Consider the following 25,755-nt stretch of genomic DNA (forward strand, 5'->3'; position numbering starts at 1 on the left):
GCTCACGCCCGTCCGGTGAGGAGGGAGTCCGCGCCGGTGCGCAGGGTCTCGTCGACGACGCGGCCGTCGCGCAGGAAGACCACCCGGTCCGCCCAGGCCGCGAAGCGGGGCTCGTGGGTGACGAGGACCCCGGCGGCGCCGGCGTCGCAGCGGGCCCGCAGCAGGGCGAGCACCGACTCCCCGGTCTCGGAGTCGAGCGCTCCGGTGGGCTCGTCGGCCAGGACGAGGCGGCGGTCGCCGACCAGGGCGCGGGCGATGGCCACGCGCTGCTGCTGGCCGCCGGACATCTCGTCGGGGAAGCGGTCGGCGAGCTCGGACAGGCCCATGGCGGCCAGGGCCTTCAGGGCCGAGGTGCGGGCCCGGCGGGCCGGGACCCCGTCGAGCTCGCGCGGCAGGGCCACGTTCTCGGCGGCGGTCAGGGCCGGTATGAGGTTGTAGTCCTGGAAGACGTAGCCGATGGAGCGGCGGCGCAGGGCGGCCAGCTGCTTCGGCGAGGCGCCGGTGATGTCGGTGCCCTCCACGAGGACCTGGCCCCCGGAGGGGGAGTCGAGGCCCCCGGCGAGGGTCAGCAGCGTGGACTTTCCGGAGCCGGACGGGCCCATGACGGCGACGAGTTCGCCGGGGTACACCGCGAGGTCGATGCCGCGCAGGGCGTGCACCTCGGTGGCGCCGCTGCCGTGGACGCGGGTGAGCCCGCGCAGCTCCAGTACGGGCGCGGGCGCGTGCTGCGGATCGTGCATGAGGTCCCCCCTGGGACGGGCGTCAGCCGCGGCGGGTGCGCGCGGGCCGGACCGGTGCGGTCGGTGTGCGGTCGGTGGCGGCGCCGCCGCCGGGTGCGGCCGGTGGCGGCGCGGTCGGGGCTTCCCGTTCGGCCAGGACGGAGAGCCGGACCAGCCGGGATTCGGAGTGGTCCAGCCAGCGGGCCTCGGCCTCGGTCTGGAAGATCAGCTGTTCGAGTACGAGCAGCCAGGCCACGTCGTCGCGCTCGCCGGCCGACCCGCTCTCGACGGCGGTCAGGGCCTGGGCCTTGAGCCGGGTGTAGTCCTGCATGGCACGGATGGTCGCGGAGCGCTGGGCCTGGATGACGGCGCGGATGTCCACGCCGGGGGCGCCGACGGCCATGGCGAGCTTGATGGAGAGCTCGTCGCGCGGCGGGTTGGTGCGGTCCACCGGCCGCTCGTACCACTCGTGCAGCTCGGTGCGGCCGGCGTCGGTGATGGCGTACAGGGTGTGGCCGGCCCCGTCCGTCCCGTCGGGGAGGACGAGCCCGTCGCGTTCCAGCCGGGACAGGGTCGTGTAGACCTGCCCGACGTTCAGGGGCCAGGTGGCGCCGGTGCGGGATTCGAATTCGGTACGCAGCTGGGAGCCGTACCGGGGTCCGCGCTCCAGGAGGGCGAGGAGTCCGTGGCGGATCGACATACTGAGTATGTATACCGAGTATGCTGCCGGATGCAAGCGGTCGGGGTCGGGCGGGGGGTGCGGGGAAGGGCCAGCTCAGGAGGGGTGCGGACCGGTGGGCACGGGGGTGTCACCGGCGCAGCCGCATGCCCAGGAAGCCGAGGCCGAGGCCGACGAGGGCCACGCCGGCGCCGAGCGGGAGGACGTGTTCGGCGAGGTTCGCGGCGCGGGAGTTCGGGCGGCCGTCGAGGGCGGAGACGAGTGGGGGCGGGCTGGGGTCGGCCTGCGGGGGCTCCTCGCGCGGGGGCGTGCGGGGGGCGGGGCGGAGGGCGGGGGCGGCGTCCCGGGCGGGGGCGGGGCCGGCCGGGACGACGTACTCGGCCGCCGGGCGGCCGGGGCGTTCCCGGCCGGCGCCGGCGGGGGTTCCGGCGAGCTCCTCCGCCGCCTCGGTGGCGGGGGAGGTGAGGGCCGCGGGGGCGGGCCCGTGGGCGCGGGCGGGTGTGGGGGCGGCGGGGAGCAGCAGTCCGGCCGCCAGGGCGGCCCCGGCGGTCCATTGGAGCGCGCGGAAGCGTTGGTGCACGGGGGCCCCTCCCGTCCCGGGCGGGTCGGATCGCGGAGATGTCAGGGCCAGGTTCACATGGCGCGGCAAATCCGGCATCTTGGACACCCGGGTGGGTGGCGGGGGTTGCTCCCCCACCCGCCCCTTCGCGAAACCGGGGCGCCGCCCCGGCCCCCGCGCCTCAAGCGCCGGCGGGGCTGGTTGTCGGGGCTCCGCCCCGGACCCGGTTCCGTGCGCTCCGCGCCCGGCGCGCTCAAACGCCGCGCGGGCTGGATTTCGCTCCGGCCCGGTGCGCTCAGTCGCCGTGCGGGCTGGATTTCGCTCCGGGCCCGGTGGGCTCGAACCCCAGAGTTCGTCCGGAGGGAACCCCGCGCGGCCGGAGTGGCCTACTCCGGGTCGCCCGTGGAGACGTGCAGGGTGAACTGGGTGTCCTTCGGGTCGATGTCCTCGCCCGCCTCGGGAAACTGTTCCAGGACCGTGCCCTCGCCCCAGACGGCCTCGTTGCGCGGGGTCTCCTTCACCGTCCAGCCCGCGGCCTGGAGGCAGGCCTTCACCGAGATGATGTCCTTGTAGCGGAAGCCCGGGGCCTTGACCTTGTCCGGGTCGTTGTAGGCCTCCTGCGGGTTCTTGCAGTCGTCCACGTCGATGGTCCGGGTCCGGTCCGGGCCCTTGTGGCCGGGCTTCGCGGACTGGCTCGCGCTCGAGCCGCCGCCCGGGCCCTGCGGGTCCTCGTCGCCGCCGGTCATCTTCAGCGCGTACACCAGCCCGGCGACCGCGGCCACGCCGACCACCGACGCGAGCACCACCGTCCCCGTACCGCGCCGGCGCCCGCCGCCGCCCGCGGCCGGGGCCTGCGGGGAGAGCGAGTACGGCGGCGGGGTCTGGGACTGCTGCGGCACCGGCGCGTGCGGCGCGGCGTACGGGGACGGGGCCGGCTGCGGCGGGTACGCGTACCCGCCCGACGGCGGGGCCTGCGGCACCGGCTGGTGCGGGGCGGGGTGCGGGGTGTGCGGGGCGGCGTACGACTGGTACGGCTGCTGGACGGACTGCGGCGGCGGGGCCTGGAGGGAGGCGTCCACCGGCGGGAAGACCGTGGAGCCGACCCCGGCCCCGCTGTTGCGCGGGCCCCCGCCCGGCACGATCACCGGCGCCCCGGTCTGCCCGGCCGCCAGCACGCGGTCGCAGGCGTCGCGCATGGCCGCGGCCGTGGGGAAGCGCTCGTTGGGGTTCTTCTTCAGCGCCCGCGCCACCAGCGCGTCCATGGCGGCGGTCACCGACCGGTTCACGGAGGAGGGCGCGACCGGCTCCTCCTGTACGTGCGCGTACGCGATGGCCAGCGGGGAGTCCGCCTCGAAGGGCAGCCGCCCGGTCAGCAGCTGGAAGAGCATGATGCCGACCGAGTACAGGTCGGAGCGCGCGTCCACCCCGCGGCCGAGGGCCTGCTCCGGGGAGAGGTACTGCGGGGTGCCGACGACCATGCCCGTCTGGGTCATCGAGGTGACCCCGGACTGCATCGCACGGGCGATGCCGAAGTCCATCACCTTGACCAGCCCGCGCTTGGTGATCATCACGTTGCCCGGCTTGATGTCGCGGTGGACCAGGCCCATCTCGTGGCTGGCCTCCAGCGCCGCCAGCACGTCCGAGGTGACCTTCAGCGCCCGGTCCGCGGGCATGGCGCCGTACTGCGCGATGTCCGCCTGGAGCACCGAGCCGAGCGGCCGGCCCTCGACGTACTCCATGACGATGTACGGCATCGGGGCGCCGCCGTCGGCCTGCGTCCCACCCAGCGAGACGGTGTCCTCGCCGGTGTCGAAGACCGACACGATGTTCGTGTGCGACAGTTTGGCAACAGCTTGGGCCTCGCGCCGGAAGCGCTCGCGGAAGGACTGCTCGCGCCCCAGCTCGGTGTGCATGGTCTTGATGGCGACCTGCCGGTCGAGCGAGGCGTCGTAGGCGAGGTACACCGAGGCCATGCCGCCCTCGCCCAGCAAGTCCCGTAGCTGGTAACGGCCACGGGCCAGGGAACCGCCTGCGTACCGGCCCTGAGTGCCGTCCTGGCTCATGACTGTGCTTCCCCTCGGGCGCTGCTGCGGGACCTGCCGGTCCGTATGACGCGGCCCAGTCTGCCGGAGGGCAAGCACACGTCAAGCCGGGGTTCCCGTTCCGTGACCACCTGCGGACCGGGTGTTAACAGTCGGTCGACGGTGCGTCGACGCGGCGTCGACGGGCCGTCTACAGGGCGTCCGCGGGGCTCTTATCCCTGACCGGTCGGGGGCCGGGAGGCTGTAGCGTTCACCGGAGCACTCTGCACACAAGACCGCATCCGCCACCGGACGCGGCCAGAAACGACGGCGAGGACCGATGGCACCCGAACCCGACGGAAACGGCGCCGGGATGTCTGACGTCCCCGAGCAGTTCGGAGCGGGCGGGCTCGTCGGAGACGGCCGCTACCGGCTCACCCACCGCCTCGGCCGCGGCGGCATGGCCGAGGTCTTCGCGGCGGAGGACGTACGGCTCGGCCGCACGGTCGCCGTGAAGCTGCTGCGCGCGGACCTGGCCGAGGACCCGGTGTCCAAGGCCCGCTTCACGCGCGAGGCGCAGTCGGTCGCGGGGCTCAACCACCATGCGGTCGTGGCCGTGTACGACTCGGGCGAGGACCGGGTCGGCGCGAACGTCGTCCCCTATATCGTCATGGAGCTGGTTGAAGGCCGTACGATCCGGGACCTGTTGATCAGCGCCGAGGCGCCCGGGCCCGACCAGGCCCTGATCATCGTCTCCGGGGTGCTCGAAGCCCTCGCGTACTCGCACCAGCACGGCATCGTGCACCGCGACATCAAGCCCGCGAACGTCATCATCACCAACACGGGTGCCGTGAAGGTGATGGACTTCGGCATCGCCCGCGCCCTGCACGGCGCCCAGTCGACGATGACGCAGACCGGCATGGTCATGGGCACCCCGCAGTACCTCTCCCCGGAGCAGGCCCTCGGCAAGGCCGTGGACCACCGCAGCGACCTGTACGCCACGGGCTGCCTGCTGTACGAACTGCTCGCGCTGCGGCCCCCGTTCACCGGGGAGACCCCGCTCTCGGTGGTCTACCAGCACGTCCAGGACGCGCCGGTGCCGCCCTCCCAGATCGCGCACGGCGTCCCCGCGGAGCTCGACGGCCTGGTGATGCGCTCGCTCGCCAAGGACCCGGACGACCGCTTCCAGAGCGCCGAGGAGATGCGCGGGCTGGTCCAGTACGCGCTCCAGATGCTCCAGGAGCAGGGGCCCCACACCGGTACGTGGAACACCGGCCCGGTCACCATGGCGCTGCCGCACGGCCAGGGCGGCGGGCACGCGCCCACCACCGCCATGAACCCCGTCGGCGGCCCCGGCCCCCAGCAGCACTACCCCTCGCACGGCACCACCAGCCAGTTCGGCCAGCCGATGGTGCCCCCGCTGAACCCCGACGACGGCTCGGCCTTCCCCGGCGGCGGCGGGTACAACGACGGCGGCACCGGCGGGTACGGCTCCGGCGGCGGCCGGGGCGAGGGCGGCGGCCGCTGGAAGATGGTCCTCTTCGCGGTGCTCGCGGTCCTCGCGGTCACGGTGGGCGTGGTCTACGCGGTCACGAAGGCCGGCGGGGGCGGCAGCCCCTCCGAGGGCCCGGCCAAGAGCCCCGGCGTCACCGGTTCGAAGAGCCCGTCGAAGGAGGCCCCGGAGCCGGAGAAGTCCTCGAAGACCCGCGAGGAGACCGATCCGACGCGGGGCGACTGGACCCGGGAGCCCACGACCCGGCCCACCTGGACCAAGCCGGTCACCCCGACGCAGGAGCCCACGCACACCGAGGAGCCGACGCAGGAGCCCACGAAGACCGTGGAGCCCACGCAGGAGCCCACCGAGGAGCCGACGCAGGAGCCCACCCAGGAGCCCCCGACCACCGACCCGGACCCGGGCGGCGAAACGGCGGGCGGCGACGGCGAGGGCCAGAGCCAGCGCGGCAACGGCTAGGACGTCTCTTCCCGATCTCAGCGGGTCCACGGAGCCCGGGCCCGGAGCCCGGGCCCGGAGCCCGGGCCTCACAGCACGTGCTGGAACTGCCGCTCCACGTTGCCGGCCAGGGTGTGGACGGTCACGAACTGGGGGTCGATCCGCATGTAGACGGGCTCGAAGAGCTCGTCGTCCACGTAGTGCGGGCCCGGTCCGAAGAGCTCCAGCTCCGCCGTGGTCGGCTCCACGATCTCGGCCGTACCGGTGAACTGTACGGACCACAGCCGGCGGTCCCCGGTGTTGAAGTTGTCCGCGCCGTACGCGACCACGCTGCCGCTGCACGCCTGGTGGTACCCGAAGCCGGCGTGCATCCGCAGCACCACCCTGCCGCCCACGACCACGTGCCGGGCGGCGGCGATGAAGGGCAGCGCACGCATGCTGGTGGCCACGCGGCCGTAGGGCACCGTGCGCAGCAGCTCGATGGCGTGGAGTTCGTCAGGCGACATGGGTCCACTGTCCGGGTGCCGACACCGTGCCGGAAAGAGGACCCCGCCCTCATGATCGAGGACGTTGGTCCCGAATTAAACCGACATAAGCGTGGAATCAACGCTTCTACGCTTCAGTGCTTCAGTGCTTCAGCGCTTCTCGGCCTGGAGCCGGGCCACGTACGCGGCCGCCTGCGACCGGCGCTCCATTCCGAGCTTCGAGAGCAGGCTGGAGACGTAGTTCTTGATCGTCTTTTCGGCCAGGTGCAGCCGCTCGCCGATCACCCGGTTGGTCAGGCCCTCGCCGATCAGGTCGAGGATCTTCCGCTCCTGGTCGGTCAGGTTCGCGAGCCGGTCGTCACCCTTGCCGTTCTTGCCGTCGCGCAGCCGCTCCAGCACCCGCGCGGTGGCCACCGGGTCCAGGAGGGACTTCCCCGCGGCCACGTCCCGCACCGCGTTGAGCAGCTCGTTTCCGCGGATCGCCTTCAGCACGTACCCCGAGGCGCCGGCCATGATCGCGTCGAACAGCGCCTCGTCGTCCGCGAAGGACGTCAGCATCAGGCACTTGATGTCCTCGTTCTGGGAGCGGACCTCCCGGCAGACCTCCACGCCGCTGCCGTCGGGCAGCCGGACGTCCAGGACCGCCACGTCGGGACGGGTGGCCGGAATCCGCACCAGTGCGTCGGCCGCGGTACCCGCCTCGCCGACCACTTCGATGTCCGATTCGCTGGAGAGGAGCTCATAGACGCCCCGACGCACCACTTCGTGGTCGTCAAGGAGGAATACCGTGATTTTTCCATCTTCGCGCACAAGGTCAGTTTCACATACTCACCCCTTCCCTGCCGCAGTTACCCGGGATAACGTGCCGTTGTTCCGGCCCCCTGCAAGGCTGTGACCAGTGGTTGTTCCAGCTCCGGCGAATTTACTTGGAAATCCAAGCAAAAACGCAGGTCAGGTGGGGTTTCGCAGTTATGCGGAGCACTGGGTAACGTGATTGCGCAGGGCACTCGCCGGGGCGACTGTCACGCCTGGATCCCGCCGAATCGCACCCACCCCGTGCGAGCGCAAGGACCGGGCGAGCCGCACTGGTCCCCGGACGACCCCGGGTGCCGGACCGACGGAGGAGCACACGTGACCGTGGAGAGCACTGCCGCGCGCAAGCCGCGCCGCAGCAGCGGCACCAAGCGGACGGCGGGCGCGGGAGCCCGCAAGACCGCCGCTGCCGCCCAGAGTGCAGAGCCCCAGCTCGTACAGCTGCTGACGCCCGAAGGGGAGCGGGTCGAGGACGCCATGTCCTCGGAGTTCGCCCCCTACGTCGCCGACATCACCGCCGACGACCTGCGCGGGCTGTACCGCGACATGGTCCTGACCCGGCGCTTCGACGCCGAGGCCACCTCCCTGCAGCGCCAGGGCGAGCTGGGCCTGTGGGCCTCGCTGCTCGGCCAGGAGGCCGCGCAGATCGGCTCCGGCCGCGCCCTGCGCGACGACGACTACGTCTTCCCGACCTACCGCGAGCACGGCGTCGCCTGGTGCCGCGGGGTGGACCCGGCCAACCTGCTCGGCATGTTCCGCGGGGTGAACCACGGAGGCTGGGACCCCAACGGCAACAACTTCCACCTGTACACCATCGTCATCGGCTCGCAGACCCTGCACGCGACCGGCTACGCGATGGGCATCACCAAGGACGGCGCCGACTCCGCCGTGATCGCCTACTTCGGCGACGGCGCCTCCAGCCAGGGCGACGTCAACGAGGCCTTCACCTTCTCGGCCGTCTACAACGCCCCCGTGGTGTTCTTCTGCCAGAACAACCAGTGGGCGATCTCCGAGCCCACCGAGCGCCAGACCCGCGTCCCGCTCTACCAGCGCGCCTCCGGCTTCGGCTTCCCGGGCATCCGCGTGGACGGCAACGACGTCCTGGCCTGCCTGGCCGTGACCCGCTGGGCCCTGGAGCGGGCCCGCAACGGCGAGGGCCCGACCCTGGTCGAGGCCTTCACGTACCGCATGGGCGCCCACACCACCTCCGACGACCCGACGAAGTACCGCCGGGACGAGGAGCGCGCCGCCTGGGAGGCCAAGGACCCGATCCTGCGCCTCAGGGCCCACCTGCTGGCCTCCGGCGCGGCCGACGAGGCCTTCTTCGAGGAGCTGGAGGCCGAGAGCGAGACCCTCGGCAAGCGGGTCCGCGAGGCCGTGCGCACCATGCCCGACCCCGACACCATGGCGATCTTCGAGAACGTCTACGCGGACGGGCACGCGCTCGTCGACGAGGAGCGCGCCCAGTTCGCCGCCTACCTCGCGTCCTTCGAGGAGGGCAACTGACCATGGCCATCGAAAAGATGTCGATCGCGAAGGCGCTCAACGAATCGCTGCGCAAGGCCCTCGACTCGGACCCCAAGGTCCTGATCATGGGCGAGGACGTCGGCAAGCTCGGCGGCGTCTTCCGCATCACCGACGGTCTCCAGAAGGACTTCGGCGAGGAGCGGGTCATCGACACCCCGCTCGCCGAGTCCGGCATCGTCGGCACCGCCATCGGCCTGGCCCTGCGCGGCTACCGGCCGGTCGTGGAGATCCAGTTCGACGGGTTCGTCTTCCCCGCGTACGACCAGATCGTCACGCAGCTGGCGAAGATGCACGCCCGCGCGCTGGGCAAGGTCAAGATGCCGGTCGTCGTGCGCATCCCGTACGGCGGTGCCATCGGCGCGGTCGAGCACCACTCCGAGTCCCCCGAGGCGCTGTTCGCGCACGTGGCGGGCCTGAAGGTGGTCTCCCCCTCGAACCCGTCCGACGCGTACTGGATGCTCCAGCAGGCCATCCAGAGCGACGACCCGGTGATCTTCTTCGAGCCGAAGCGCCGCTACTGGGACAAGGGCGAGGTGGACGTCGAGGCGATCCCCGGCGAGCTCCACAAGTCCCGCGTGGTGCGCGAGGGTTCGGACCTCACCCTGGCCGCGTACGGCCCGATGGTGAAGGTCTGCCTGGAGGCCGCCGCGGCCGCCGCCGAGGAGGGCAAGTCGGTCGAGGTCCTGGACCTGCGCTCGATGTCCCCCATCGACTTCGACGCCATCCAGGCCTCCGTGGAGCGGACCCGCCGGCTCGTCGTGGTCCACGAGGCCCCGGTGTTCCTGGGTACGGGCTCGGAGATCGCCGCCCGGATCACGGAGCGCTGCTTCTACCACCTGGAGGCCCCGGTGCTGCGCGTCGGCGGCTTCCACTCCCCGTATCCGCCCGCCCGCCTGGAAGACGAGTACCTGCCCGGCCTGGACCGGGTGCTCGACGCCGTCGACCGCTCGCTGGCGTACTGAGGAGAGGGGCGATGACGACGATGACGACGACTCTGCGCGAGTTCAAGATGCCCGACGTGGGCGAGGGGCTCACCGAGGCCGAGATCCTCAAGTGGTACGTCCAGCCGGGTGACACGGTCACCGACGGGCAGGTCGTGTGCGAGGTCGAGACCGCGAAGGCGGCCGTCGAGCTGCCGATCCCCTTCGACGGGGTCGTGGCCGAGCTGCGCTTCCCGGAGGGCACCACGGTCGACGTGGGCCAGGTGATCATCGCGGTCGAGACCGGTGACGGGGGCGCTGCCGCTCCCGCGGAGGTCCCGGCCGCCGCCGCGGCCCCCGAGGCCGAGGAGCCCGCCCCCGAGGGCCGCCAGCCGGTCCTGGTGGGCTACGGGGTCTCGCAGGGCTCGACCAAGCGCCGGCCCCGCAAGGCCGCCGCAGCCCCGGCCGGGTCCGCCCCGGCGGCCACCGTGCCCGCCCCCGCGGCCCCGGTGTTCGAGCCCGCCCCGGCTGCCGCCGGCGGCCAGAACGGCCTGAACGGGCACGGCGGCGAGCGCCCGCTCGCCAAGCCCCCGGTCCGCAAACTGGCCAAGGACCTCGGGATCGACCTCGCCGCGGTGGTCCCGACCGGCCCCGGCGGGATCATCACCCGCGAGGACGTGCACGCGGCCGCCGCGCCGGCCCAGGCCCCCGCGGCCGCCCCGGCCCCCGCCCAGGTCCCGGCAGGCGCTGCCGTACCGCAGGCGCAGGCCGCCCCGGCGGCGGCCCCGGCCGCCCTCGCGGAGCCCGGTGCCCGCGAGACCCGGATCCCGGTCAAGGGCGTGCGGAAGATGACCGCACAGGCGATGGTCGGCTCGGCCTTCACCGCCCCGCACGTGACGGAGTTCATCACCTTCGACATCACGCGCACGATGAAGATGGTCGCGGACCTCAAGGCGGACCCGGACCTCGGCGGGCTGCGGATCAACCCGCTGCTGCTCATCGCGAAGGCCGTGCTCGTCGCGGTCCGCCGCAACCCGGACGTCAACGCGGCCTGGGACGAGGCGAACCAGGAGATCGTGCTCAAGCACTACGTGAACCTGGGCATCGCGGCGGCCACCCCGCGCGGCCTGATCGTCCCGAACATCAAGGACGCCCAGGCCAAGACCCTGCCGGAGCTCTCGGAGGCCCTGTCCGCGCTGGTCGCCACGGCCCGCGAGGGCAGGACCTCCCCGGCGGACATGTCGGGCGGCACGCTCACGATCACCAACGTCGGCGTGTTCGGCGTGGACACCGGCACCCCGATCCTGAACCCGGGCGAGTCCGCGATCCTCGCGGTCGGCGCCATCCGGGAGCAGCCCTGGGTGCACAAGGGCAAGGTCAAGGTCCGCCAGGTCACCACGCTGGCGCTGTCCTTCGACCACCGCCTGATCGACGGCGAGCTCGGCTCCCGGTTCCTCGCGGACATCGCGGCGGTGCTGGAGCAGCCCAAGCGCCTGATCACCTGGGCGTAGCGGCCGCGCGAGCGCGCGCGAGCAGTCCGAACGGGCCCCTGCCGACCGGCGGGGGCCCGTTCGGGTTCTTCCGGCCGCGGCGCCCCCGGCAACCGCGGCCGGAACTGTTCGCCGCGCCCGCGGCTGACCGTATGTTCGACCCTGACGGCTCGGTGGTGCGGGGACGGTGGTGGCGGCGGTGGCGGTGCGGCGGGTGGACGGCCTGGTACGGGGCCTGGGGGCGGAGCAGCCCCGGATGCGGGAGCGGGCGGCGGACGAGGCCGCGGACCGGCCCGGCCGGCACTCGGGGGAGCAGGGCCGGCGACTGGTCCTCGCCCTGTCCGAGGCGGCGGCGCGGGAGACGGATCCGGATGCGCTGGAGTCCCAGCTGCACGCCCTCCTCCAGCTGGCGGCCTACGTGGACCGGGATTCGGCGGCCCCGCTGCGCTCCCTCGACCCGGCGGCCCTGCCGGGCGCCCTGCCGGAGTACCTGGCGGATCTGCTGGCGGAGGCCGAGGGGACGGCGTAGCGGTCCGGTCGGACATGACAGAGGGGCCGGCGGCGCGGGTGCGCTGCCGGCCCCCCGGGCCGTACGGGCTCGGGCCCGGTCGGGTCAGGTCAGTCGAGAACGTCCGGGACGGAGTTCATCGGGGCCTTGTAGGCCGTACCGAGCGACCAGTTCATGAGCTTTATCGAGTCCGTGTAGCGGTTCTGGTCGTTCAGGAGCACGCCGATCACGGTCTTGCCGTTGCGGGTGGCGGCGAAGACCAGGCACGGGCCCGCGGGGGTGTTGGTGCCGGTCTTGACGCCGATCGCGCCCGGGTAGGCGTATCCGCCGTCGGTCTTCGCGCGGATCAGGTTGTTGGAGTTCTTGAAGGTGTAGTAGCGCGGGCGGCCGTTGGGGGCGGTCGCCGTGGACTTCGAGTACGCGGTCTTCACGATGGCCGCGAAGGTCTTGTTCTTCAGCGTGTACTGGGTGAGCTTGGCCAGGTCGCGCGGGGTGGTCCAGTTCTTCTTCGTCGGCGAGTTCCCGTCGAAGGAGTCGAAGTTGGTGTTCGTCAGCTTGAGCGCCTTGGCCTTGGCGTTCATCTGCGCGACGAAGTTGGCCTTGCGGGCGGTGAAGGTGGTGCCCTTGCCGAACTTGTCGGCGAGCGCGACGGCCGCGTCGCAGCCGGAGGGCGCCAGCAGGGCCTTGAGCATCCCGTCGACGGTCAGGGTGTCCCCGACGATCAGGCCCGCGGTGCTGCCGTACACGGAGCGGACGTAGTCCGGGTAGGCCTGCTTGACCGTGATCTTGCTGTTCAGGTTCACGCCGGGCGTGGTGAGCACCACGAGCGCCGTCATGATCTTCGTCGTGCTGGCCATCGGGCGCCTGGTGTCCGCGGCCTTGCTGAAGAGGGTGGCGCCCGTAGCGTTGTTGAGCATGAACGCGCCGGAGGCGGTCACGGTCGGTGCGGCGGCCTGGGCGGGCGTCGCCAGCACCGTGCCGGCCGCGATGGCACCGGCGGTGATCGTGACGGCAGCGGCTCTGCGCACACGCGTGAGGCTCTGTATCAAAAGTCGTCCCCGAGTAGGTGGGCCCGCGGTCGGACCGGGGCCCACGGCGATCCAGTGGAAGTGTGTGGTGAGGGTCTGTCAGTACCGAAACCGGCAGAGGCCCTTAGACAGGAGACGCTTCCCGGTTCCCCGATGTTTCGCCCGGGTGGTCATTCTTGACCGTTCTGCAACCTTGGGCGTCCGATCAGTCGCTTCTGTACGGATTCCAATGGACCGTTCGTGAACTTCCGGAGCCACAGCACCGAACCCGCCGTCAGCAGGGCGCAGACCGCGGCCCACAGCCCCATCACCCACCACGGCCCGCTGTCCGCGAACCGCTCCGCCAGGCCCAGCCCGATCCCGTAGCAGGCCAGCATGCAGAGCAGGTTCTGGAGCACGTAGCAGGACAGGGCGGTCCGGCCGACCGAGCCCAGCCCCGCGACCACCGGCCCCGGTGTACGCATCCGGTCCAGGGCCCAGCCGATCAGTCCGAGGTAGCCGAGGGCCACCAGCGGGGCCGCGGCGTACCGGCCGAGGAGGAAGTACGCGTCGCCGCCGAGGGCCGCGGCGGCGTTCAGCGGCAGGCCGAGGCCGAGCCCCCAGGCCGCCAGCCGGCCGCGGATCCGCCGGCCGCGCCCGTCGGCGCCGAAGGCCCCGGCCCGGTAGAGCCGTACGCCGAGCAGGAAGAGGAAGAGCAGCAGCCCGAAGGAGAAGACGGGCTCGATGCGCAGGGCGACGGCGTTCTCCAGCCGGAACCGGACCTGGTCCACGTAGGAGCCGTGGGCGTACAGGTCCACGGCGGTCCGGCTCACCGGCTCGGGCCCCCCGCCGCCGGGTGCGGTGGCCAGGGCCAGGGTGGCCAGGGCCATGAGGGCCGCGTGCAGGCCCGCGGCGGTCCACATCACCCGCCGCTGCACCGCCTCCGAGCGGACCAGCAGCCAGGCCGTCAGCAGGGCGGTGACGGCGTAGCCCATCAGCACGTCCCAGGCGAAGACGAGCAGGAAGTGCACGCTGCCCTCGGCGAAGAGGAACAGCCCCCGGCGCCGGTAGGTGCCCGGCCAGGGCAGTCCGCGCCGCCGGGCGGAGTCGTACTGGATGGCGAGGCCGACCCCGAAGAGCACGGTCAGGAGGGAGAGGAACTTCCCGTCCGCGAGGAAGCGGAAGACGATCTCTGCGGGGTGGGCGCCCTCCAGGGAGAGGCCCTGGAGCACGCCCCACTCCGAGCCCGGCCCGGCGAAGATCCAGACGTTCGTCATCAGGGTGCCGAGGATGGCCGCCCCGCGCAGCACGTCGAGCAGCGGGAGCCGCCCGGCGGGTGCGGCTGCGGGTGCGGTCGCTGCCCCGGCTGCGGGGGCGGCTGCGGTCCCTGCCCCGGCTGTGGATGCGGGCTCGGGTCCGGCGGGCGCGGCGGCCCGGTGCGAGTTCGCCATGGATCCAGGCTCCCGGCGGCTGCGGCCCCGTTCCTCCTGCGCCCGGACGATCGGTACGTACCTCCTTCGGAGGAGCTGGTTTCCGGACACGGCCGGAATCCCGTGCTCCGCCGGGGGCCGTCCGGATGCCGATACGGTTCCCCGCGTGCACCCCTGTTGTATCTAAGCTGTGCCCATGCCTCCAGCCGCTCCCGCCCCCGCCAAGCAGCCGCCCGCCGCGGACCGCGTCTACCAGCACGTCAAGCAGGCCGTACTGGACCGCCGCTACGAGGGCGGGTCCCTCCTGACGGAGGGCGAGCTCGCCGAGGCCGTGGGCGTCTCCCGCACCCCCGTCCGCGAGGCGCTCCTCCGCCTGGAGACGGAGGGGCTGATCAAGCTGTACCCGAAGAAGGGCGCGCTCGTCCTGCCGGTCTCCGCCCAGGAGATCGCCGACGTGGTCGAGACCCGCCGGCTCGTGGAGGAGTACACGGTCCGCCGCGCCGTCCCGGCCCCGCCGGCCCTGCTGGAGCGCCTGGCGGAGCTGCTGCACGCCCAGGCCGGCCACGCCCGCAGCGGGGACCTCGCCGCCTTCGCCGTGGCCGACCGCTGCTTCCACGCCGAGATCGTCCGCAGCGCCGGGAACCAGATCCTCTCCCGCCTCTACGACCAGCTGCGCGACCGCCAGCTGCGCATGGGCGTGGCCGTGATGCACGTCCACCCCGACCGCACCGCGCAGAACCTCGCCGAGCACACCGAGATCTACGAGGCCCTGCGCGCCGGGGACGGGGACCGGGCCGCCGCCGCCGTGCTGGGCCACCTGGGCCGCGTCGAACTGCTCGTCCGCGGCGGTGAGCTCCGGTGAGCTCCCCTTCCCCGGCTCCCTCGCCCGCCCCCGCCCCGGCGCGCCCGCCGACGGCCCCCGAGCCCCCCGGCGGCCGCGGGGCCGCCCTCGTCTGGTCCATCGGCGTCGCCGTCTACTTCGTCGCCGTCATCTTCCGCACCAGCCTCGGCGTGGCCGGACTCGACGCCGCCGACCGCTTCCACGTCAACGCCTCCGCCCTCGCGGCCTTCTCCCTGCTCCAGCTCATGGTCTACGCGGGCATGCAGATACCCGTCGGCCTGATGGTCGACCGGCTCGGCACCAAGAAGGTGCTGACCCTCGGCGCGGTCCTCTTCACCGCCGGGCAGCTCGGCTTCGCGCTCTCGCCCTCGTACGGCATGGCCCTGGCCGCCCGCGCCCTGCTCGGCTGCGGCGACGCGATGACCTTCATCTCGGTGCTGCGGCTCGGCACCCGCTGGTTCCCGCCCCGCCGCGCCCCGCTGATGGCCCAGCTCGCCGGCCTCGTCGGCATGGCGGGCAACCTGGTCTCCACCCTGGTCCTGGCCCCCGTCCTGCACGGCATCGGCTGGGTGCCCGCCTTCGCCGGCAGCGCCGCCGCCGGCCTGCTGGTGCTCGTCCCGCTGGTGCTCTTCCTGCGGGACTACCCCGAGGGCCAGGAGCCCGAGCCGCCCCGGCGCGCCGGGGCGGCTTTCGTCCGCTCGCAGATCGCCGAGTCCTGGCGGGAGCCGGGCACCCGGCTCGGCCTGTGGGTGCACTTCACCACGCAGTTCCCCGCCATGGTCTTCCTGCTGCTGTGGGGGATGCCCTTCCTCGTCGAGGCCCAGGGCCTGTCCCGCGGCACCGCAGGCGCGCTGCTGACCCTGGTCGTCGCCTCGAACATGGTGCTCGGCCTCGGGTACGGGCAGCTCGTCGCCCGCCGCGCCGCGGCCCGGATCCCGCTGGCCCTCGGCACCGTCGCCGTGACCGCCCTGCTCTGGGGCGCCGTCCTCGGCTACCCGGGCGACCGGGCGCCGATGTGGCTGCTGGTCGCCCTGTGCACCGTCCTCGGGGGCTGCGGACCCGCCTCGATGATCGGTTTCGACTTCGCCCGGCCCGCGAACCCGGCCGCCCGCCAGGGCACCGCCTCCGGCATCACGAACATGGGGGGCTTCCTGGCCTCCATGACCACCCTGCTGTCCGTCGGGGTGCTGCTGGACGCCACCGGGGACGACTACCGGACCGCCTTCTCCTGCGTGTTCCTGCTCCAGGCCCTGGGCACCGCCCAGATCCTGCGGCTGCGCCCGCAGGCCCTGCGCCGGGAGCGCGAGCGCGCGGCCCCGGCCGCCGTCCCCGCCGTACCGCCCCGGGGAGCCGCCCCGGAGCCGCGCGTCACGGCGTGACCGCGAACTCCCGCAGGATGGCCTCCGCCAGCTCCGGATCGCCCTCGACCTTGATCCGGTCGGCGACCGACTGCCGCCGCACCCGGCCCGCGGCCAGCCGCGAGTACGTCTCCCAGTCCATGGCCAGGGTCACGGCAGGACCCAGCGAAGGGGTCCCGTCGATCGTGCCCCGGCCCTCCGCGTCCACGCGCACCGTCCGCAGGAACTCCAGCGGCCCGTGCACGTCCAGCACCACCGCCGTGCCCGCCGGAGCGCCCGCCTTCTTCGCGACCACCTTCGGCAGCCCGGCCAGCAGCAGGTCGCGGGCGATGTGGGCGCCGGGGGAGTCGAGGTTGCCCGGCACCCCGAGGGCCGCGCGCAGGTCCTGCTCGTGGACCCAGATGTCGAAGGCCCGCAGCCGGTAGGACAGCTCCAGGGTCACCTGCTCCCCGAACGGGCCCCGGACCACCGTCGTCAGCGGATCGCGCTTCTCGTTGCGGATCTGCCGGGTCCGCCGGATCACCGTGTACTCCAGCTCCGAGGTCATCTCCGGCGCCGTGTGGTGCCGGCGGACGTCCACCTGCACCTCCATGTACCGGCTCGGCTCGTCCACCACGTGCCGCAGGTCGCGCGGCAGGGTGTGGATGGGCCGCGGGTCCCCGAGCATCTCGCAGTCCACGCCTATGACGTGCGAGACGAGGTCGCGCACCGACCAGCCGGGACACGGACTGGGCCGGTTCCACTCGGCCTCCGGCAGGTGGCCGACCAGTTCGGATATCGCCTCGATGGAGTGGGTCCACGCGTCGGCATAGGGCTGAAGGCTGGGATGGACGGTCACGGGACCCCTCGTGCTGCTGTTCAGTGGCGACTTGAGCTCGTAGCGGAGTGGGAGGCTTGATTGCCAAAGTTACGCTGCTGGGACGCACCCCGGCAGTGCTTTCGTGTGACGATCGTAGGCCCGAGTTGACGGCCTACCGGCCAGGACGGTGGTACTGTGCGCGCTTCCCTCATCCAAATCGCGGTGAACGAGGGCGAGTCGGTGGAATCCCGGCGTGCCCGGGCCGCCTCGCTCGTCCGCGGACAGACCGCCTCCGACCTCGTCCTGCTGCCCGAGCTGTGGACCGTCGGGGCCTTCGCGTACGAGCAGTTCGAGAGCGGGGCCGAGCCACTCGACGGGCCCACGCACCGCGCGATGTCCGCGGCCGCCCGCGACGCCGCGGTCTGGCTGCACGCCGGCTCGATCGTCGAGCGCGGCGGCGACGGGACCCTGTACAACACCAGCCTCCTCTACTCCCCCGACGGCGGCCTGCACACCACCTACCGCAAGATCCACCGCTTCGGCTTCGACCGGGGCGAGGCCGTGATGATGGGCGCCGGCACCGAGCTGCGCACCGCCCGGCTGGGCCCCGCGGACGGGCCCGGCTCCCTCACCCTCGGCCTCTCCACCTGCTACGACCTGCGCTTCCCCGAGCTGTACCGCGGACTCGTCGACTCCGGTGCCACCGCCCTCGTGGTCTCCGCGGGCTGGCCGGCCCGCCGCCGCTCCCACTGGACCCTGCTCGCGCAGGCCCGCGCCGTCGAGAACCAGGCCTACGTCCTCGCCGTGGCCGGGTCCGGGACGCACGCCGGGGTGGAGATGTCCGGGCACAGCATCGCCGTGGACCCGTGGGGCGAGGTACTGGGCGAGGCGGGGGCGGGGGAGGAGGTCCTGACCGTGGACCTCGACCCGGAGCGGGTCGCCGCCACCCGCGAGCAGTTCCCGGCCCTGAAGGACCGCACCCTGGGCCTGGCCCGCCCCACCGCCCCCTGACCGTCCGCCCGGCCGGGCGGACCCCCTCCGCCCCTACCCCTCCCGCTCCTTCTCCGCCATCCGGATCACGCACACCGCCACCGCGATCAGCAGGGCCGGATCCGCGTCCTCCCGGACCAGGTTGACGGCGTACGTCTCCCGCAGCTGGAACCACCTGCGGGAGACGTGGGCCAGCAGCTCCCCGTCGTACTCGACCGTGAACTCCCGGTCCAGGATCCGCCCGCTGACGTCCAGTTCGGTCCCGTCGACGAGCTGGACGACGTAGTGGTTGCGCAGCAGCGACAGGCGTCTGCGCTTCACCACCGCCAGCCTGCGGTCGTCGCGCTCCAGCGTCATCGCGTCGCGCAGGCTCAGCACCTTCTCGCGCAGCGTGATCAGGATGCGCCCGTCGGGGTCCTTGAGCTCGAAGGTGTCCCGCAGCCGCAGGGCCTTCCCGTCGACGAGGAAGGCGTACCGCCCCTCCTCGTTCTCGATCCAGTAGTCGTCGCCGATGGCCAGCAGTTTGTCCCGTACGAGGTACTTCACGCCCCAGAAGCTTCCCGGGTTAGCGTGGGACCATGTCACGGCACCCCGCTCGGCTCCTCTACGTCACCGACCTCGCCTACCCGGCCCGTGGCCGGCGCTACTGCGACGAGGACATCGCCCTGTCGACCCGGCTGCGCGGGGATTTCGCCCTCTCGCTGTGCCACCCGCTGGACGCCGCGGCCCTGATGGACTCCTACGACGCCGTGCTGGTCCGCAACAGCGGGCCCGTCCTGCACTACCAGCAGGCCTACGAGGACTTCCGCCGCGAGGCCCTCGCCCGCGGCACCCGCGTCTACAACCCGCTCACCGGCCGCGCCGACATGGCAGGCAAGCAGTACCTCCTCGACCTCACCGCCGAGGGCCTGCCGGTCATCCCCACCGTGGACGACCCCGCCGACCTGCACCTCCTGCCGCCGAGCGCCTCGTACGCCGTCAAGCCCAAGCAGGGCGCCGACTCGGTGGGGCTGGCCTTCACCACCACCCCGGAGACCGCCCCCGCCGGCCACCTGATCCAGCCGCGGATCGACTTCGTCCACGAGGTCTCCTTCTACTTCGTGGACGACGCCTTCCAGTACGCCCTGTACGCCCCCGACCCGGCCCGCCGCTGGGCCCTGGAGCCGTACGATCCCACCCCCGCCGACCTGGCCTTCGCCCACCTCTTCGCCGCCTGGAACACCCTCTCCCACGGCATCCAGCGCGTGGACGCCTGCCGCACCCCCGGGGGCGAGCTCCTCCTGGTCGAACTGGAAGACCTGAACCCCTACCTCTCCCTCGACCTCCTCCCCACCGAAACCCGGGAATCCTTCGCCACCGCCCTGACGGCCTCGCTGAGGGACTTCCTGGGCTGACGGCCACGGGAGGGTGCTGTGGGCCGGCGCCCGTCCCTGCACCCCGCCGCCGTAGCCGTGTCCGTGCCCCCGGGGCTCAACACCGGGGGGAAGGAGCTCACCTTCGCCGACCTGCGAGGGCGGATCAGGATCCTCGATTCCTAGATTTCCTGAACCAATGTGAGCACTCCTAGCTAGCGTTGGGTGTGTGCACCAACACACCACGGCCGACCTGTACTTGCGCCTGTCCCTGGACCGGGAGGGCAAGACCGCCATTGACCGTCAGGAAGCTGACTGCCGTGCCTGGGCGGAGCGCAACGGACTGACCGTCCGCAAGGTCCACATCGACCGTGGACGTTCCGGTTACAAGAACGTCAGCCGCAAGGGGTTCGACGCGGCAATCACAGCGGCCACGGCTGGCGTCGTGGGCGTTCTCATCGTCTGGAAGCTCGACCGCCTGTCCCGCAAAGGCATCGGCGAGGTCGGCAAGGCGCTGGACGACATAGGCCGGGCCGGCGGACGGCTGGTCTCCGTCATGGACGGCCTCGATACGAGGAACGACAGTGCCCGCGTCACCATCGCGATGCTGGCGGAATTGGCGCGCAACGAGTCCCGCAACCTCGGGATGCGCGTCGGCAACGCCAAGCGGTACCTACGCCAGCGGGGCCAGTGGATCGGCGGACAGCCGCCTTACGGGCTGCTGGTGGACCCGGAGACGAAGAAGATCGTCCACGACCCCGAGACCGCCGTCTACGCCCGCCTGATCGCCGACGAAGCACTGTCCGGGAAGGCGCTCGTCCACATCGCCCGGCTGCTGAACGAGCACGGGGTGGAGTCCGCCCGTGGAGGCGAGTGGAACTCGTCCAGCGTCATGCAACTCCTTCGCTCACCGGCCTTCGCCGGTCTCATGCCGCAGTCCGAGTACGAGGAGCAGCCGGACGGGACACGCAAGTATATGAACCGGGTCTCTCCCTACCGGGACCCGGAGACGCTGGAAACCGTGAGTATCGGCGAGGGAATCATCACGGTCGGGGAACGTGAACTCATCCTCCGCCAGCTTGAAGCGCGTACCTTCCCTCTGGCGGGGAAGCGGCACGGCCACAAGCAAGGGAAGTCACTGCTCACCGGGATAGCGCGCTGTGGGCTCTGCGGGGCCCGGATGAGCAAGGCCGGTACGTCGTACCAGTGCTCCAGCCACCGGATGGGGCGTGGATGCTCCGGCGTCTCGGCCAGGGTAGAGAGCATTGACGACTACGTGACCCGGGCGTTCCTCTCACGCCTGCCGTCCCTGGAGCCCCAGGACCCGCTGCTCGCCGTGATCGCCGATCGCTGGATGCAGAGGGAAGACCCGGAGGTTTTCGCGAAGAGAGACGCGATCGAGGCGGAGATCGCGGACGAGGGGGCTCGTCTGTCGGACCTGGAGGAGGCCAGGTACGTTCGTGGCGAGTTCACCGGCGCGGACGCCATCGACCGGTACAGCCGGCTCTCAGGACGACTCCGTACCCGGATCGAGGGGCTGCACGCGGACCTACTGCGGATGCCGACCCCTTCCGTGGACATCTCTCCTCTCCTGGACGCGGGCCTGCTACGTGAAGCTTGGGAGGCCGACGATACGGCCGGAAGACGTGAACGCCTTGGCCTCGCCATCGATCGAGTGGAAGTCCGGCGAGGCAGGGTGGGCGTGAGGTTCGACGGCGACGAGCGCTGCCGGCTCGTCTGGGCGACGAGAGACGGTGCTGGGGAGCAGGCAGCGGGTGACGAAGTGACGGAATGACGGTCGAAGTCCATTACCTCCTCGTCATTCCGCTATTCCGTCACTGGGCCGACCGAGGGTCGGTACGAAGTTGCGCTGTGGTCACCGTCCCGGCCCCGACCTCAGCCTGCCAAAGGCCGTAGCCGCCCGGCGGGCGGTGGGAGCGGGGGCTTCCGTCCGTTCGATGACAGTCCAAGCCGCTCGCCTGAAGGCCTTCCTGCGGCCGGACCGGGCATATGGCCTACCCCCGAGAATTCACGGAGGTCGCCGTGGTGGAGTGGATCCCGTAGCTACGCAGGACAACGGTGTCGTACGCCCGTGATCCGGTGTTCATGCGCCAATGGCAAGCTTGAAACATGAACGATGCTGCCTCGGCGCCCACCCCTGCGCCCGCACCCCGCAAGCGTGCCCGTGTCCGTGCCCCCGAGCTGATCGGCAAGGGCGGATGGATTAACACAGGTGGGAAGGATCTGACGCTCGCCGACTTCCGGGGTCGCACATTGATCTTGGATTTTTGGACGTTCTGCTGCATTAACTGCCTGCACGTGCTAGACGAGCTGCGGGAGCTGGAGGAGAAGCACAAGGACACCGTCGTGGTGGTCGGGGTGCACTCGCCCAAGTTCGTGCACGAGGCAGAGCACCAGGCCGTCGTCGATGCCGTGGAGCGGTACGGGGTGCACCACCCGGTGCTCGACGACCCCGAGCTCGCGACCTGGAAGCAGTACGCCGTGCGGGCCTGGCCCACGCTCGTCGTGATCGACCCCGAGGGGTACGTGGTCGCGCAGCACGCAGGGGAGGGGCACGCGCACGCCATCGAGCGGCTCGTCGAGGAGCTGGAGGCCGAGCACGGGGCCAAGGGGACGCTGCGGCGCGGCGACGGGCCGTACGTGGCCCCCGAGCCGGAGGCCACGCACCTGCGGTTCCCGGGGAAGGCGCTGCGGCTGGCGAACGGGAACTTCCTGGTGTCGGACACCACCCGGCACCAGGTCGTGGAGCTGGCCGAGGACGGCGAGGGCGTCGTGCGCCGGATCGGTTCCGGGGAGCGCGGGTTCGGGCCGGACGCGTTCAGCGAGCCGCAGGGACTGGCGCTGCTGCCGGACGGGAGCGTGATCGTCGCGGACTCCGTCAACCACGCGCTGCGCCGCATCGACCTCGGGACGGGGGAGGTCACCACCGTCGCCGGGACCGGCCGGCAGTGGTGGCAGGGCTCGCCGTCCGCCGGGCCCGCGCTGGAGGTGGACCTGTCCTCCCCGTGGGACGTGGCCTGGTGGGAGGGCCGGGTGTGGATCGCCATGGCCGGGGTGCACCAGCTGTGGACGTACGACCCGCAGGCCGGGACCGTGGAGGCCGCCGCGGGCACCACCAACGAGGGGCTGGTGGACGGGCCGGCCGCCGAGGCCTGGTTCGCGCAGCCCTCGGGGCTCGCGGCCGCCGGGGACCGGCTGTGGATCGCGGACTCCGAGACCAGCGCGCTGCGGTGGGTGGAGCGGGCTGCCGAGGGGGAGGGGTACGTCGTCAAGTCGGCCGTCGGGACCGGGCTGTTCGACTTCGGGCACCGGGACGGGGCCGCGGAGCAGGCGCTGTTGCAGCACCCGCTCGGTGTGACCGCCCTGCCCGACGGCTCGGTGGCGGTCTGCGACACGTACAACCACGCCCTGCGCCGCTACGACCCCGCCACCGGCGAGGTGACCACCCTGGCCACCGATCTGCGCGAGCCCAGCGACGCCGTGCTGGCGGGCGGGGACAGCGCCGAGATCCTCGTCGTGGAGTCCGCGCGGCACCGGCTGACCCGGCTGCGGCTGCCCGAGGAGGCCGTGCGGGTCGACTCGGTGGCGCACCGCACGCAGCGGGCCGCGACCGAGGTGGCCCCGGGCCGGCTGCGGCTGGACGTGGTCTTCGAGGCGCCGAACGGGCAGAAGCTCGACACCCGTTACGGCCCCTCGACCCGGCTGCTGGTCTCCTCGACCCCGCCGGAGCTGCTCGCGCAGGGCGAGGGCGCGGGGACGGACCTGTTCCGCGAACTCGTCCTGGCGGACGGGATCGCGGAGGGGGTGCTGCACGTCTCCGCGATGGCCGCGTCCTGTGACGACGACCCGGAGAACGAGTACCCGGCCTGCCATGTGCACCAGCAGGACTGGGGTGTTCCGGTGCGGGTGACCGAGGGCGGGGCGGCCCGGCTGCCGCTGGTCCTCGCCGGGCTGGACGAGGGGTAACGGGCGGGCCGGGGTCCGGGGGCCGGGCCCCCGGACCCTGCCGGCCGTCAGCCCTCCAGGAAGGCGACCAGGGCGTTCGCCAGGAGGTACGGGTCCTCGGCGCCGCACAGTTCGCGGGCGCTGTGCATCGACAGGATCGCGACGCCGATGTCGACGGTGTGGATCCCGTGCCGCGCGGCGGTGATCGGGCCGATCGTGGTGCCGCAGGGCATGGAGTTGTTGGAGACGAAGGTCTGCCACGGCACCCCGGCCCGCTCGCAGGCCGCGGCGAACACGGCGCGGCCGGCGCCGTCGGTGGCGTACCGCTGGTTGACGTTGACCTTCAGGATGGGGCCGCCGTTGGCCCGCGGGTGGTGCGTGGGATCGTGCCGCTCGCCGTAGTTGGGGTGCACGGCGTGGCCGGTGTCGGAGGACAGGCAGATCGTTCCGGCGAAGGCACGGGCGCGGTCCTCGTAGCTGCCGCCGCGGGCGAAGACGGATCGTTCCAGCACATTGCCGAGGAGGGGGCCGTCGGCGCCGGTGTCGGACTGCGAGCCGTTCTCCTCGTGGTCGAAGGCGGCCAGGACGGGGATGTGGTCGAGCTTGCCGCGCCCGGTGGCGACGGCGGCCAGCGCGGCCGTACCCGCGTGCACGGAGAGGAGGTTGTCCATCCGGGGGCCGGCGACGAGCTCCCGGTCGCGGCCGAGGTAGGTGGGCGGCTCGATGGAGTGGACCATCAGGTCCCAGCCGGCCACCTCGCCCTGGGGCAGGCCCTCTTCCTCCTCCAGGAAGGCGATCAGGTCGCCCTCCTGGACCTCGCCGAGGCCCCAGATCGGCTGCATGTGCCGCTGCTTGTCGAGCTTGAGGCCCTCGGTGTTGGCGGAGCGGTCCAGGTGCACGGCGAGCTGCGGGACGCGCAGCAGGGCGCGGTCGATGTTGACCAGGCGGTGGCTGCCGTCGCGCAGGGTGAGCCGGCCGGCGAGGCCGAGGTCGCGGTCGAGCCAGGTGTTGAGCAGCGTGCCGCCGTAGATCTCGACGGCGATCTGGCGCCAGCCCTGGGCCCCCGTGTCGGGGAGCGGCTTGACGCGCAGGTTGGGGGAGTCGGTGTGGGCTCCGACGATGCGGAACGGCGTGTGGGCCTCGGCGCCTTCGGGGACGTACCAGGCGATGAGGGCGCCGCCGCGCAGGACGTACTTGCCGCCCGTGCCCGCGTCCCAGGGGTCCGTCTCCGACAGCTGCCGGAACCCGGCCTTCTCCAGGCGCTCGGCCGCTTGGGCCACCGCGTGGTACGGCGACGGGCTGGCCGCCAGGAAGGTCATCAGGTCGTCGGTGTGGCCGCGGTCGAAGCGGGCGGGAGAGCTCATGTGGTTCACCTTAACGACGGTCGTGTGGGCCTTCGCCGCCCTGCGGTCGGCAGGTCTGGCGGCAGCGCGTGATGTGCGACTCGCGGGCCGGTCAGCCGTCTGCCCCGGTGGTGCCGGGGGTCTGCGGTCGGTCCTGGCCCGTCGGACGGTCGAAGCGGCGGCCCAGCTGCCGGCGCTCGCCGCGCCGGATGCGGGGCAGCATCGCGGGCGTGTCCGGGGAGCGCTGGGCGCGCTTCTTGCGTCCGGCGCAGAAGATACAGGCCTCGCCGGGGGGTGCGTCGGGGTCGATGGGGGCGCCGGGGTGCTCGGCGCAGCCGGAGGCGTTGCGCGGGCGGGAGAGTTCGCGGGCCACGATGAAGGCGCGGTGCAGGTCGTCGGCGATGCCGACGAAGGCCTCGCCGGGGGAGGTGACCCCCAGGTCGAAGCTGTCCTCGCCGACCTTGCGGACGAAGCCGCGCAGCAGGTCGAGGGTGTACGGGCCGTCGGGGACGGGGTATCCGAGGCGGCGGGGGGCGGCGGGGAGGGCGGCGCCCTGGCCCGCGGCGGGTCCGGCGCCGGTGATGCGCACGCCCTGGTCGCGCAGTCCGCGGCGGCGCCGGTCGTTGCAGATCAGGCAGCGGCCCCAGCCCTCGGGGGCCTCGGGGTCGAGGGCGCCGTTGGGGTGCTCGGGGCAGCCGGTGTAGCTCTTGGCGGGGGCGAGGGCGGCGGCGGTCTGGAAGGCGGTGTACAGGGCGTCGGTGACGGGCTCGAACTCCGTCGGGTGCGCGCCGTCGTACAGCTCCTGGACCTGGTCGCCGAGGGAGCCGAGCTTTCCGCGGAGCTCGGCGAGCTGGTACGGCCGCCCGGTCGGGACGGAGTACCCCCTGCCGTGCTGCCGGTCCTGAGGAGTCATGCCTACGAGCCTGCCACGGACCGCCGACAAAGGGGGAAACCTGTGGACAGGGCCTGTGGACGGGCGGGCTGCGGGCAGGCGTAC

23 protein-coding genes are annotated in these 25,755 nt (G+C 72.5%); 11 read left to right on the forward strand and 12 right to left on the reverse strand.

Annotation, left to right across the window (positions count from 1 at the left end; translation table 11 throughout):
• Positions 1-2: 2 nt before the first annotated feature.
• The 4 genes from ACZ7JZ_RS10655 to ACZ7JZ_RS10670 form a co-directional block, all read right to left on the reverse strand.
• The gene (locus tag ACZ7JZ_RS10655; protein ID WP_470935904.1) at positions 3-740 is read right to left on the reverse strand and encodes an ABC transporter ATP-binding protein; all 738 of its coding nucleotides are present in this window, start codon (positions 738-740) and stop codon (positions 3-5) included.
• A gap of 22 nt (positions 741-762) precedes the next feature.
• Positions 763-1,419 (reverse strand): PadR family transcriptional regulator, encoded by a 657-nt coding sequence (locus ACZ7JZ_RS10660; protein WP_470935907.1) that lies wholly within the window; start codon positions 1,417-1,419, stop codon positions 763-765.
• 109 nt (positions 1,420-1,528) lie between these two features.
• Positions 1,529-1,978, reverse strand: a complete 450-nt coding sequence (locus tag ACZ7JZ_RS10665; protein WP_470935910.1) for a hypothetical protein — start codon at positions 1,976-1,978, stop codon at positions 1,529-1,531.
• Between the two features lie 365 nt (positions 1,979-2,343).
• The gene (locus ACZ7JZ_RS10670; RefSeq protein WP_470935913.1) at positions 2,344-4,020 is read right to left on the reverse strand and encodes a Stk1 family PASTA domain-containing Ser/Thr kinase; all 1,677 of its coding nucleotides are present in this window, start codon (positions 4,018-4,020) and stop codon (positions 2,344-2,346) included.
• A 298-nt stretch (positions 4,021-4,318) separates the two neighbouring features.
• Between ACZ7JZ_RS10670 and ACZ7JZ_RS10675 the strand changes: the two genes are divergently transcribed.
• The gene (locus tag ACZ7JZ_RS10675; protein ID WP_470935916.1) at positions 4,319-5,950 is read left to right on the forward strand and encodes a protein kinase domain-containing protein; all 1,632 of its coding nucleotides are present in this window, start codon (positions 4,319-4,321) and stop codon (positions 5,948-5,950) included.
• Positions 5,951-6,018: 68 nt separating this feature from the next.
• On the opposite strand, the gene ACZ7JZ_RS10680 is transcribed toward ACZ7JZ_RS10675, so the two are convergent.
• Positions 6,019-6,435, reverse strand: coding sequence for a pyridoxamine 5'-phosphate oxidase family protein (locus ACZ7JZ_RS10680; protein WP_470935919.1), 417 nt, complete (start codon positions 6,433-6,435; stop codon positions 6,019-6,021).
• A 129-nt stretch (positions 6,436-6,564) separates the two neighbouring features.
• Positions 6,565-7,224 (reverse strand): response regulator, encoded by a 660-nt coding sequence (locus tag ACZ7JZ_RS10685; RefSeq protein WP_470935922.1) that lies wholly within the window; start codon positions 7,222-7,224, stop codon positions 6,565-6,567.
• 321 nt (positions 7,225-7,545) lie between these two features.
• Here ACZ7JZ_RS10685 and pdhA point away from each other — a divergent pair, with 321 nt between their 5' ends.
• The 4 genes from pdhA to ACZ7JZ_RS10705 all read left to right on the forward strand — a co-directional run bounded on the left by pdhA (position 7,546) and on the right by ACZ7JZ_RS10705 (position 11,693).
• Complete coding sequence (gene pdhA / locus ACZ7JZ_RS10690) at positions 7,546-8,733, forward strand: pyruvate dehydrogenase (acetyl-transferring) E1 component subunit alpha (protein ID WP_470935925.1); 1,188 nt, start codon at positions 7,546-7,548, stop codon at positions 8,731-8,733.
• A 2-nt stretch (positions 8,734-8,735) separates the two neighbouring features.
• Positions 8,736-9,716 carry an alpha-ketoacid dehydrogenase subunit beta gene (locus ACZ7JZ_RS10695; RefSeq protein ID WP_470935928.1) on the forward strand — a complete coding sequence of 327 codons (981 nt, stop codon included), beginning with the start codon at positions 8,736-8,738 and terminating at the stop codon, positions 9,714-9,716.
• A gap of 11 nt (positions 9,717-9,727) precedes the next feature.
• Positions 9,728-11,185, forward strand: coding sequence for a dihydrolipoamide acetyltransferase family protein (locus ACZ7JZ_RS10700; RefSeq protein ID WP_470935931.1), 1,458 nt, complete (start codon positions 9,728-9,730; stop codon positions 11,183-11,185).
• A gap of 166 nt (positions 11,186-11,351) precedes the next feature.
• Complete coding sequence (locus tag ACZ7JZ_RS10705; RefSeq protein ID WP_470935934.1) at positions 11,352-11,693, forward strand: hypothetical protein; 342 nt, start codon at positions 11,352-11,354, stop codon at positions 11,691-11,693.
• Positions 11,694-11,782: 89 nt separating this feature from the next.
• Here the strand turns inward: ACZ7JZ_RS10705 and ACZ7JZ_RS10710 are convergent, their stop codons facing one another.
• Entirely contained in the window at positions 11,783-12,700 is a 918-nt protein-coding gene (locus ACZ7JZ_RS10710; protein ID WP_470935937.1) for a D-alanyl-D-alanine carboxypeptidase family protein, read from the reverse strand.
• A 170-nt stretch (positions 12,701-12,870) separates the two neighbouring features.
• Entirely contained in the window at positions 12,871-14,130 is a 1,260-nt protein-coding gene (locus tag ACZ7JZ_RS10715) for a DUF418 domain-containing protein (RefSeq protein ID WP_470935940.1), read from the reverse strand.
• 175 nt (positions 14,131-14,305) lie between these two features.
• Between ACZ7JZ_RS10715 and ACZ7JZ_RS10720 the strand changes: the two genes are divergently transcribed.
• Together ACZ7JZ_RS10720 and ACZ7JZ_RS10725 are read left to right on the forward strand one after the other, a co-directional pair.
• Positions 14,306-14,971: a GntR family transcriptional regulator gene (locus tag ACZ7JZ_RS10720; RefSeq protein WP_470935943.1), complete on the forward strand. Its 666-nt coding sequence runs from the start codon at positions 14,306-14,308 to the stop codon at positions 14,969-14,971.
• Positions 14,968-16,329 (forward strand): MFS transporter, encoded by a 1,362-nt coding sequence (locus tag ACZ7JZ_RS10725; RefSeq protein WP_470935945.1) that lies wholly within the window; start codon positions 14,968-14,970, stop codon positions 16,327-16,329. The genes ACZ7JZ_RS10720 and ACZ7JZ_RS10725 overlap by 4 nt, the downstream gene beginning before the upstream one ends.
• Here the strand turns inward: ACZ7JZ_RS10725 and ACZ7JZ_RS10730 are convergent.
• Entirely contained in the window at positions 16,319-17,146 is an 828-nt protein-coding gene (locus tag ACZ7JZ_RS10730; protein ID WP_470935948.1) for a maleylpyruvate isomerase family mycothiol-dependent enzyme, read from the reverse strand. The two genes, ACZ7JZ_RS10725 and ACZ7JZ_RS10730, sit on opposite strands and share 11 nt — an antisense overlap.
• Before the next feature lie 156 nt (positions 17,147-17,302).
• On the opposite strand from ACZ7JZ_RS10730, the gene ACZ7JZ_RS10735 reads away from it, so the two are divergent.
• Positions 17,303-18,118, forward strand: a complete 816-nt coding sequence (locus ACZ7JZ_RS10735; RefSeq protein WP_470935951.1) for a carbon-nitrogen family hydrolase — start codon at positions 17,303-17,305, stop codon at positions 18,116-18,118.
• Positions 18,119-18,151: 33 nt separating this feature from the next.
• On the opposite strand, the gene ACZ7JZ_RS10740 is transcribed toward ACZ7JZ_RS10735, so the two are convergent.
• Entirely contained in the window at positions 18,152-18,643 is a 492-nt protein-coding gene (locus ACZ7JZ_RS10740; RefSeq protein ID WP_470935954.1) for an LURP-one-related/scramblase family protein, read from the reverse strand.
• A gap of 32 nt (positions 18,644-18,675) precedes the next feature.
• Here ACZ7JZ_RS10740 and ACZ7JZ_RS10745 point away from each other — a divergent pair, with 32 nt between their 5' ends.
• From ACZ7JZ_RS10745 to ACZ7JZ_RS10755, 3 genes are all read left to right on the forward strand, one after another.
• Positions 18,676-19,491 (forward strand): ATP-grasp domain-containing protein, encoded by an 816-nt coding sequence (locus tag ACZ7JZ_RS10745; RefSeq protein ID WP_470935957.1) that lies wholly within the window; start codon positions 18,676-18,678, stop codon positions 19,489-19,491.
• Between the two features lie 187 nt (positions 19,492-19,678).
• Positions 19,679-21,244 carry a recombinase family protein gene (locus tag ACZ7JZ_RS10750; RefSeq protein ID WP_470935960.1) on the forward strand — a complete coding sequence of 522 codons (1,566 nt, stop codon included), beginning with the start codon at positions 19,679-19,681 and terminating at the stop codon, positions 21,242-21,244.
• Positions 21,245-21,579: 335 nt separating this feature from the next.
• Positions 21,580-23,436: an NHL domain-containing thioredoxin family protein gene (locus tag ACZ7JZ_RS10755; RefSeq protein WP_470935963.1), complete on the forward strand. Its 1,857-nt coding sequence runs from the start codon at positions 21,580-21,582 to the stop codon at positions 23,434-23,436.
• Positions 23,437-23,483: 47 nt separating this feature from the next.
• Here the strand turns inward: ACZ7JZ_RS10755 and ACZ7JZ_RS10760 are convergent, their stop codons facing one another.
• Positions 23,484-24,779 (reverse strand): M18 family aminopeptidase, encoded by a 1,296-nt coding sequence (locus tag ACZ7JZ_RS10760; protein ID WP_470935966.1) that lies wholly within the window; start codon positions 24,777-24,779, stop codon positions 23,484-23,486.
• Between the two features lie 91 nt (positions 24,780-24,870).
• Entirely contained in the window at positions 24,871-25,671 is an 801-nt protein-coding gene (locus ACZ7JZ_RS10765; protein WP_470935969.1) for a hypothetical protein, read from the reverse strand.
• Between the last annotated feature and the right edge of the window lie 84 nt (positions 25,672-25,755).

The organism is Streptomyces sp. NPDC038213 (assembly GCF_055600495.1).

What these genes read in the sequence shown, in the direction of transcription:
- ACZ7JZ_RS10655 (WP_470935904.1), bottom strand. Translation starts at nt 740, where the DNA reads ATGCACGATCCGCAGCACGCGCCCGCGCCCGTACTGGAGCTGCGCGGG.
- ACZ7JZ_RS10660 (WP_470935907.1), bottom strand. Translation starts at nt 1,419, where the DNA reads ATGTCGATCCGCCACGGACTCCTCGCCCTCCTGGAGCGCGGACCCCGG.
- ACZ7JZ_RS10670 (WP_470935913.1), bottom strand. Translation starts at nt 4,020, where the DNA reads ATGAGCCAGGACGGCACTCAGGGCCGGTACGCAGGCGGTTCCCTGGCC.
- ACZ7JZ_RS10675 (WP_470935916.1), top strand. Translation starts at nt 4,319, where the DNA reads ATGGCACCCGAACCCGACGGAAACGGCGCCGGGATGTCTGACGTCCCC.
- ACZ7JZ_RS10680 (WP_470935919.1), bottom strand. Translation starts at nt 6,435, where the DNA reads ATGTCGCCTGACGAACTCCACGCCATCGAGCTGCTGCGCACGGTGCCC.
- ACZ7JZ_RS10695 (WP_470935928.1), top strand. Translation starts at nt 8,736, where the DNA reads ATGGCCATCGAAAAGATGTCGATCGCGAAGGCGCTCAACGAATCGCTG.
- ACZ7JZ_RS10700 (WP_470935931.1), top strand. Translation starts at nt 9,728, where the DNA reads ATGACGACGATGACGACGACTCTGCGCGAGTTCAAGATGCCCGACGTG.
- ACZ7JZ_RS10715 (WP_470935940.1), bottom strand. Translation starts at nt 14,130, where the DNA reads ATGGCGAACTCGCACCGGGCCGCCGCGCCCGCCGGACCCGAGCCCGCA.
- ACZ7JZ_RS10720 (WP_470935943.1), top strand. Translation starts at nt 14,306, where the DNA reads ATGCCTCCAGCCGCTCCCGCCCCCGCCAAGCAGCCGCCCGCCGCGGAC.
- ACZ7JZ_RS10745 (WP_470935957.1), top strand. Translation starts at nt 18,676, where the DNA reads ATGTCACGGCACCCCGCTCGGCTCCTCTACGTCACCGACCTCGCCTAC.
- ACZ7JZ_RS10755 (WP_470935963.1), top strand. Translation starts at nt 21,580, where the DNA reads ATGAACGATGCTGCCTCGGCGCCCACCCCTGCGCCCGCACCCCGCAAG.
- ACZ7JZ_RS10760 (WP_470935966.1), bottom strand. Translation starts at nt 24,779, where the DNA reads ATGAGCTCTCCCGCCCGCTTCGACCGCGGCCACACCGACGACCTGATG.
- ACZ7JZ_RS10765 (WP_470935969.1), bottom strand. Translation starts at nt 25,671, where the DNA reads ATGACTCCTCAGGACCGGCAGCACGGCAGGGGGTACTCCGTCCCGACC.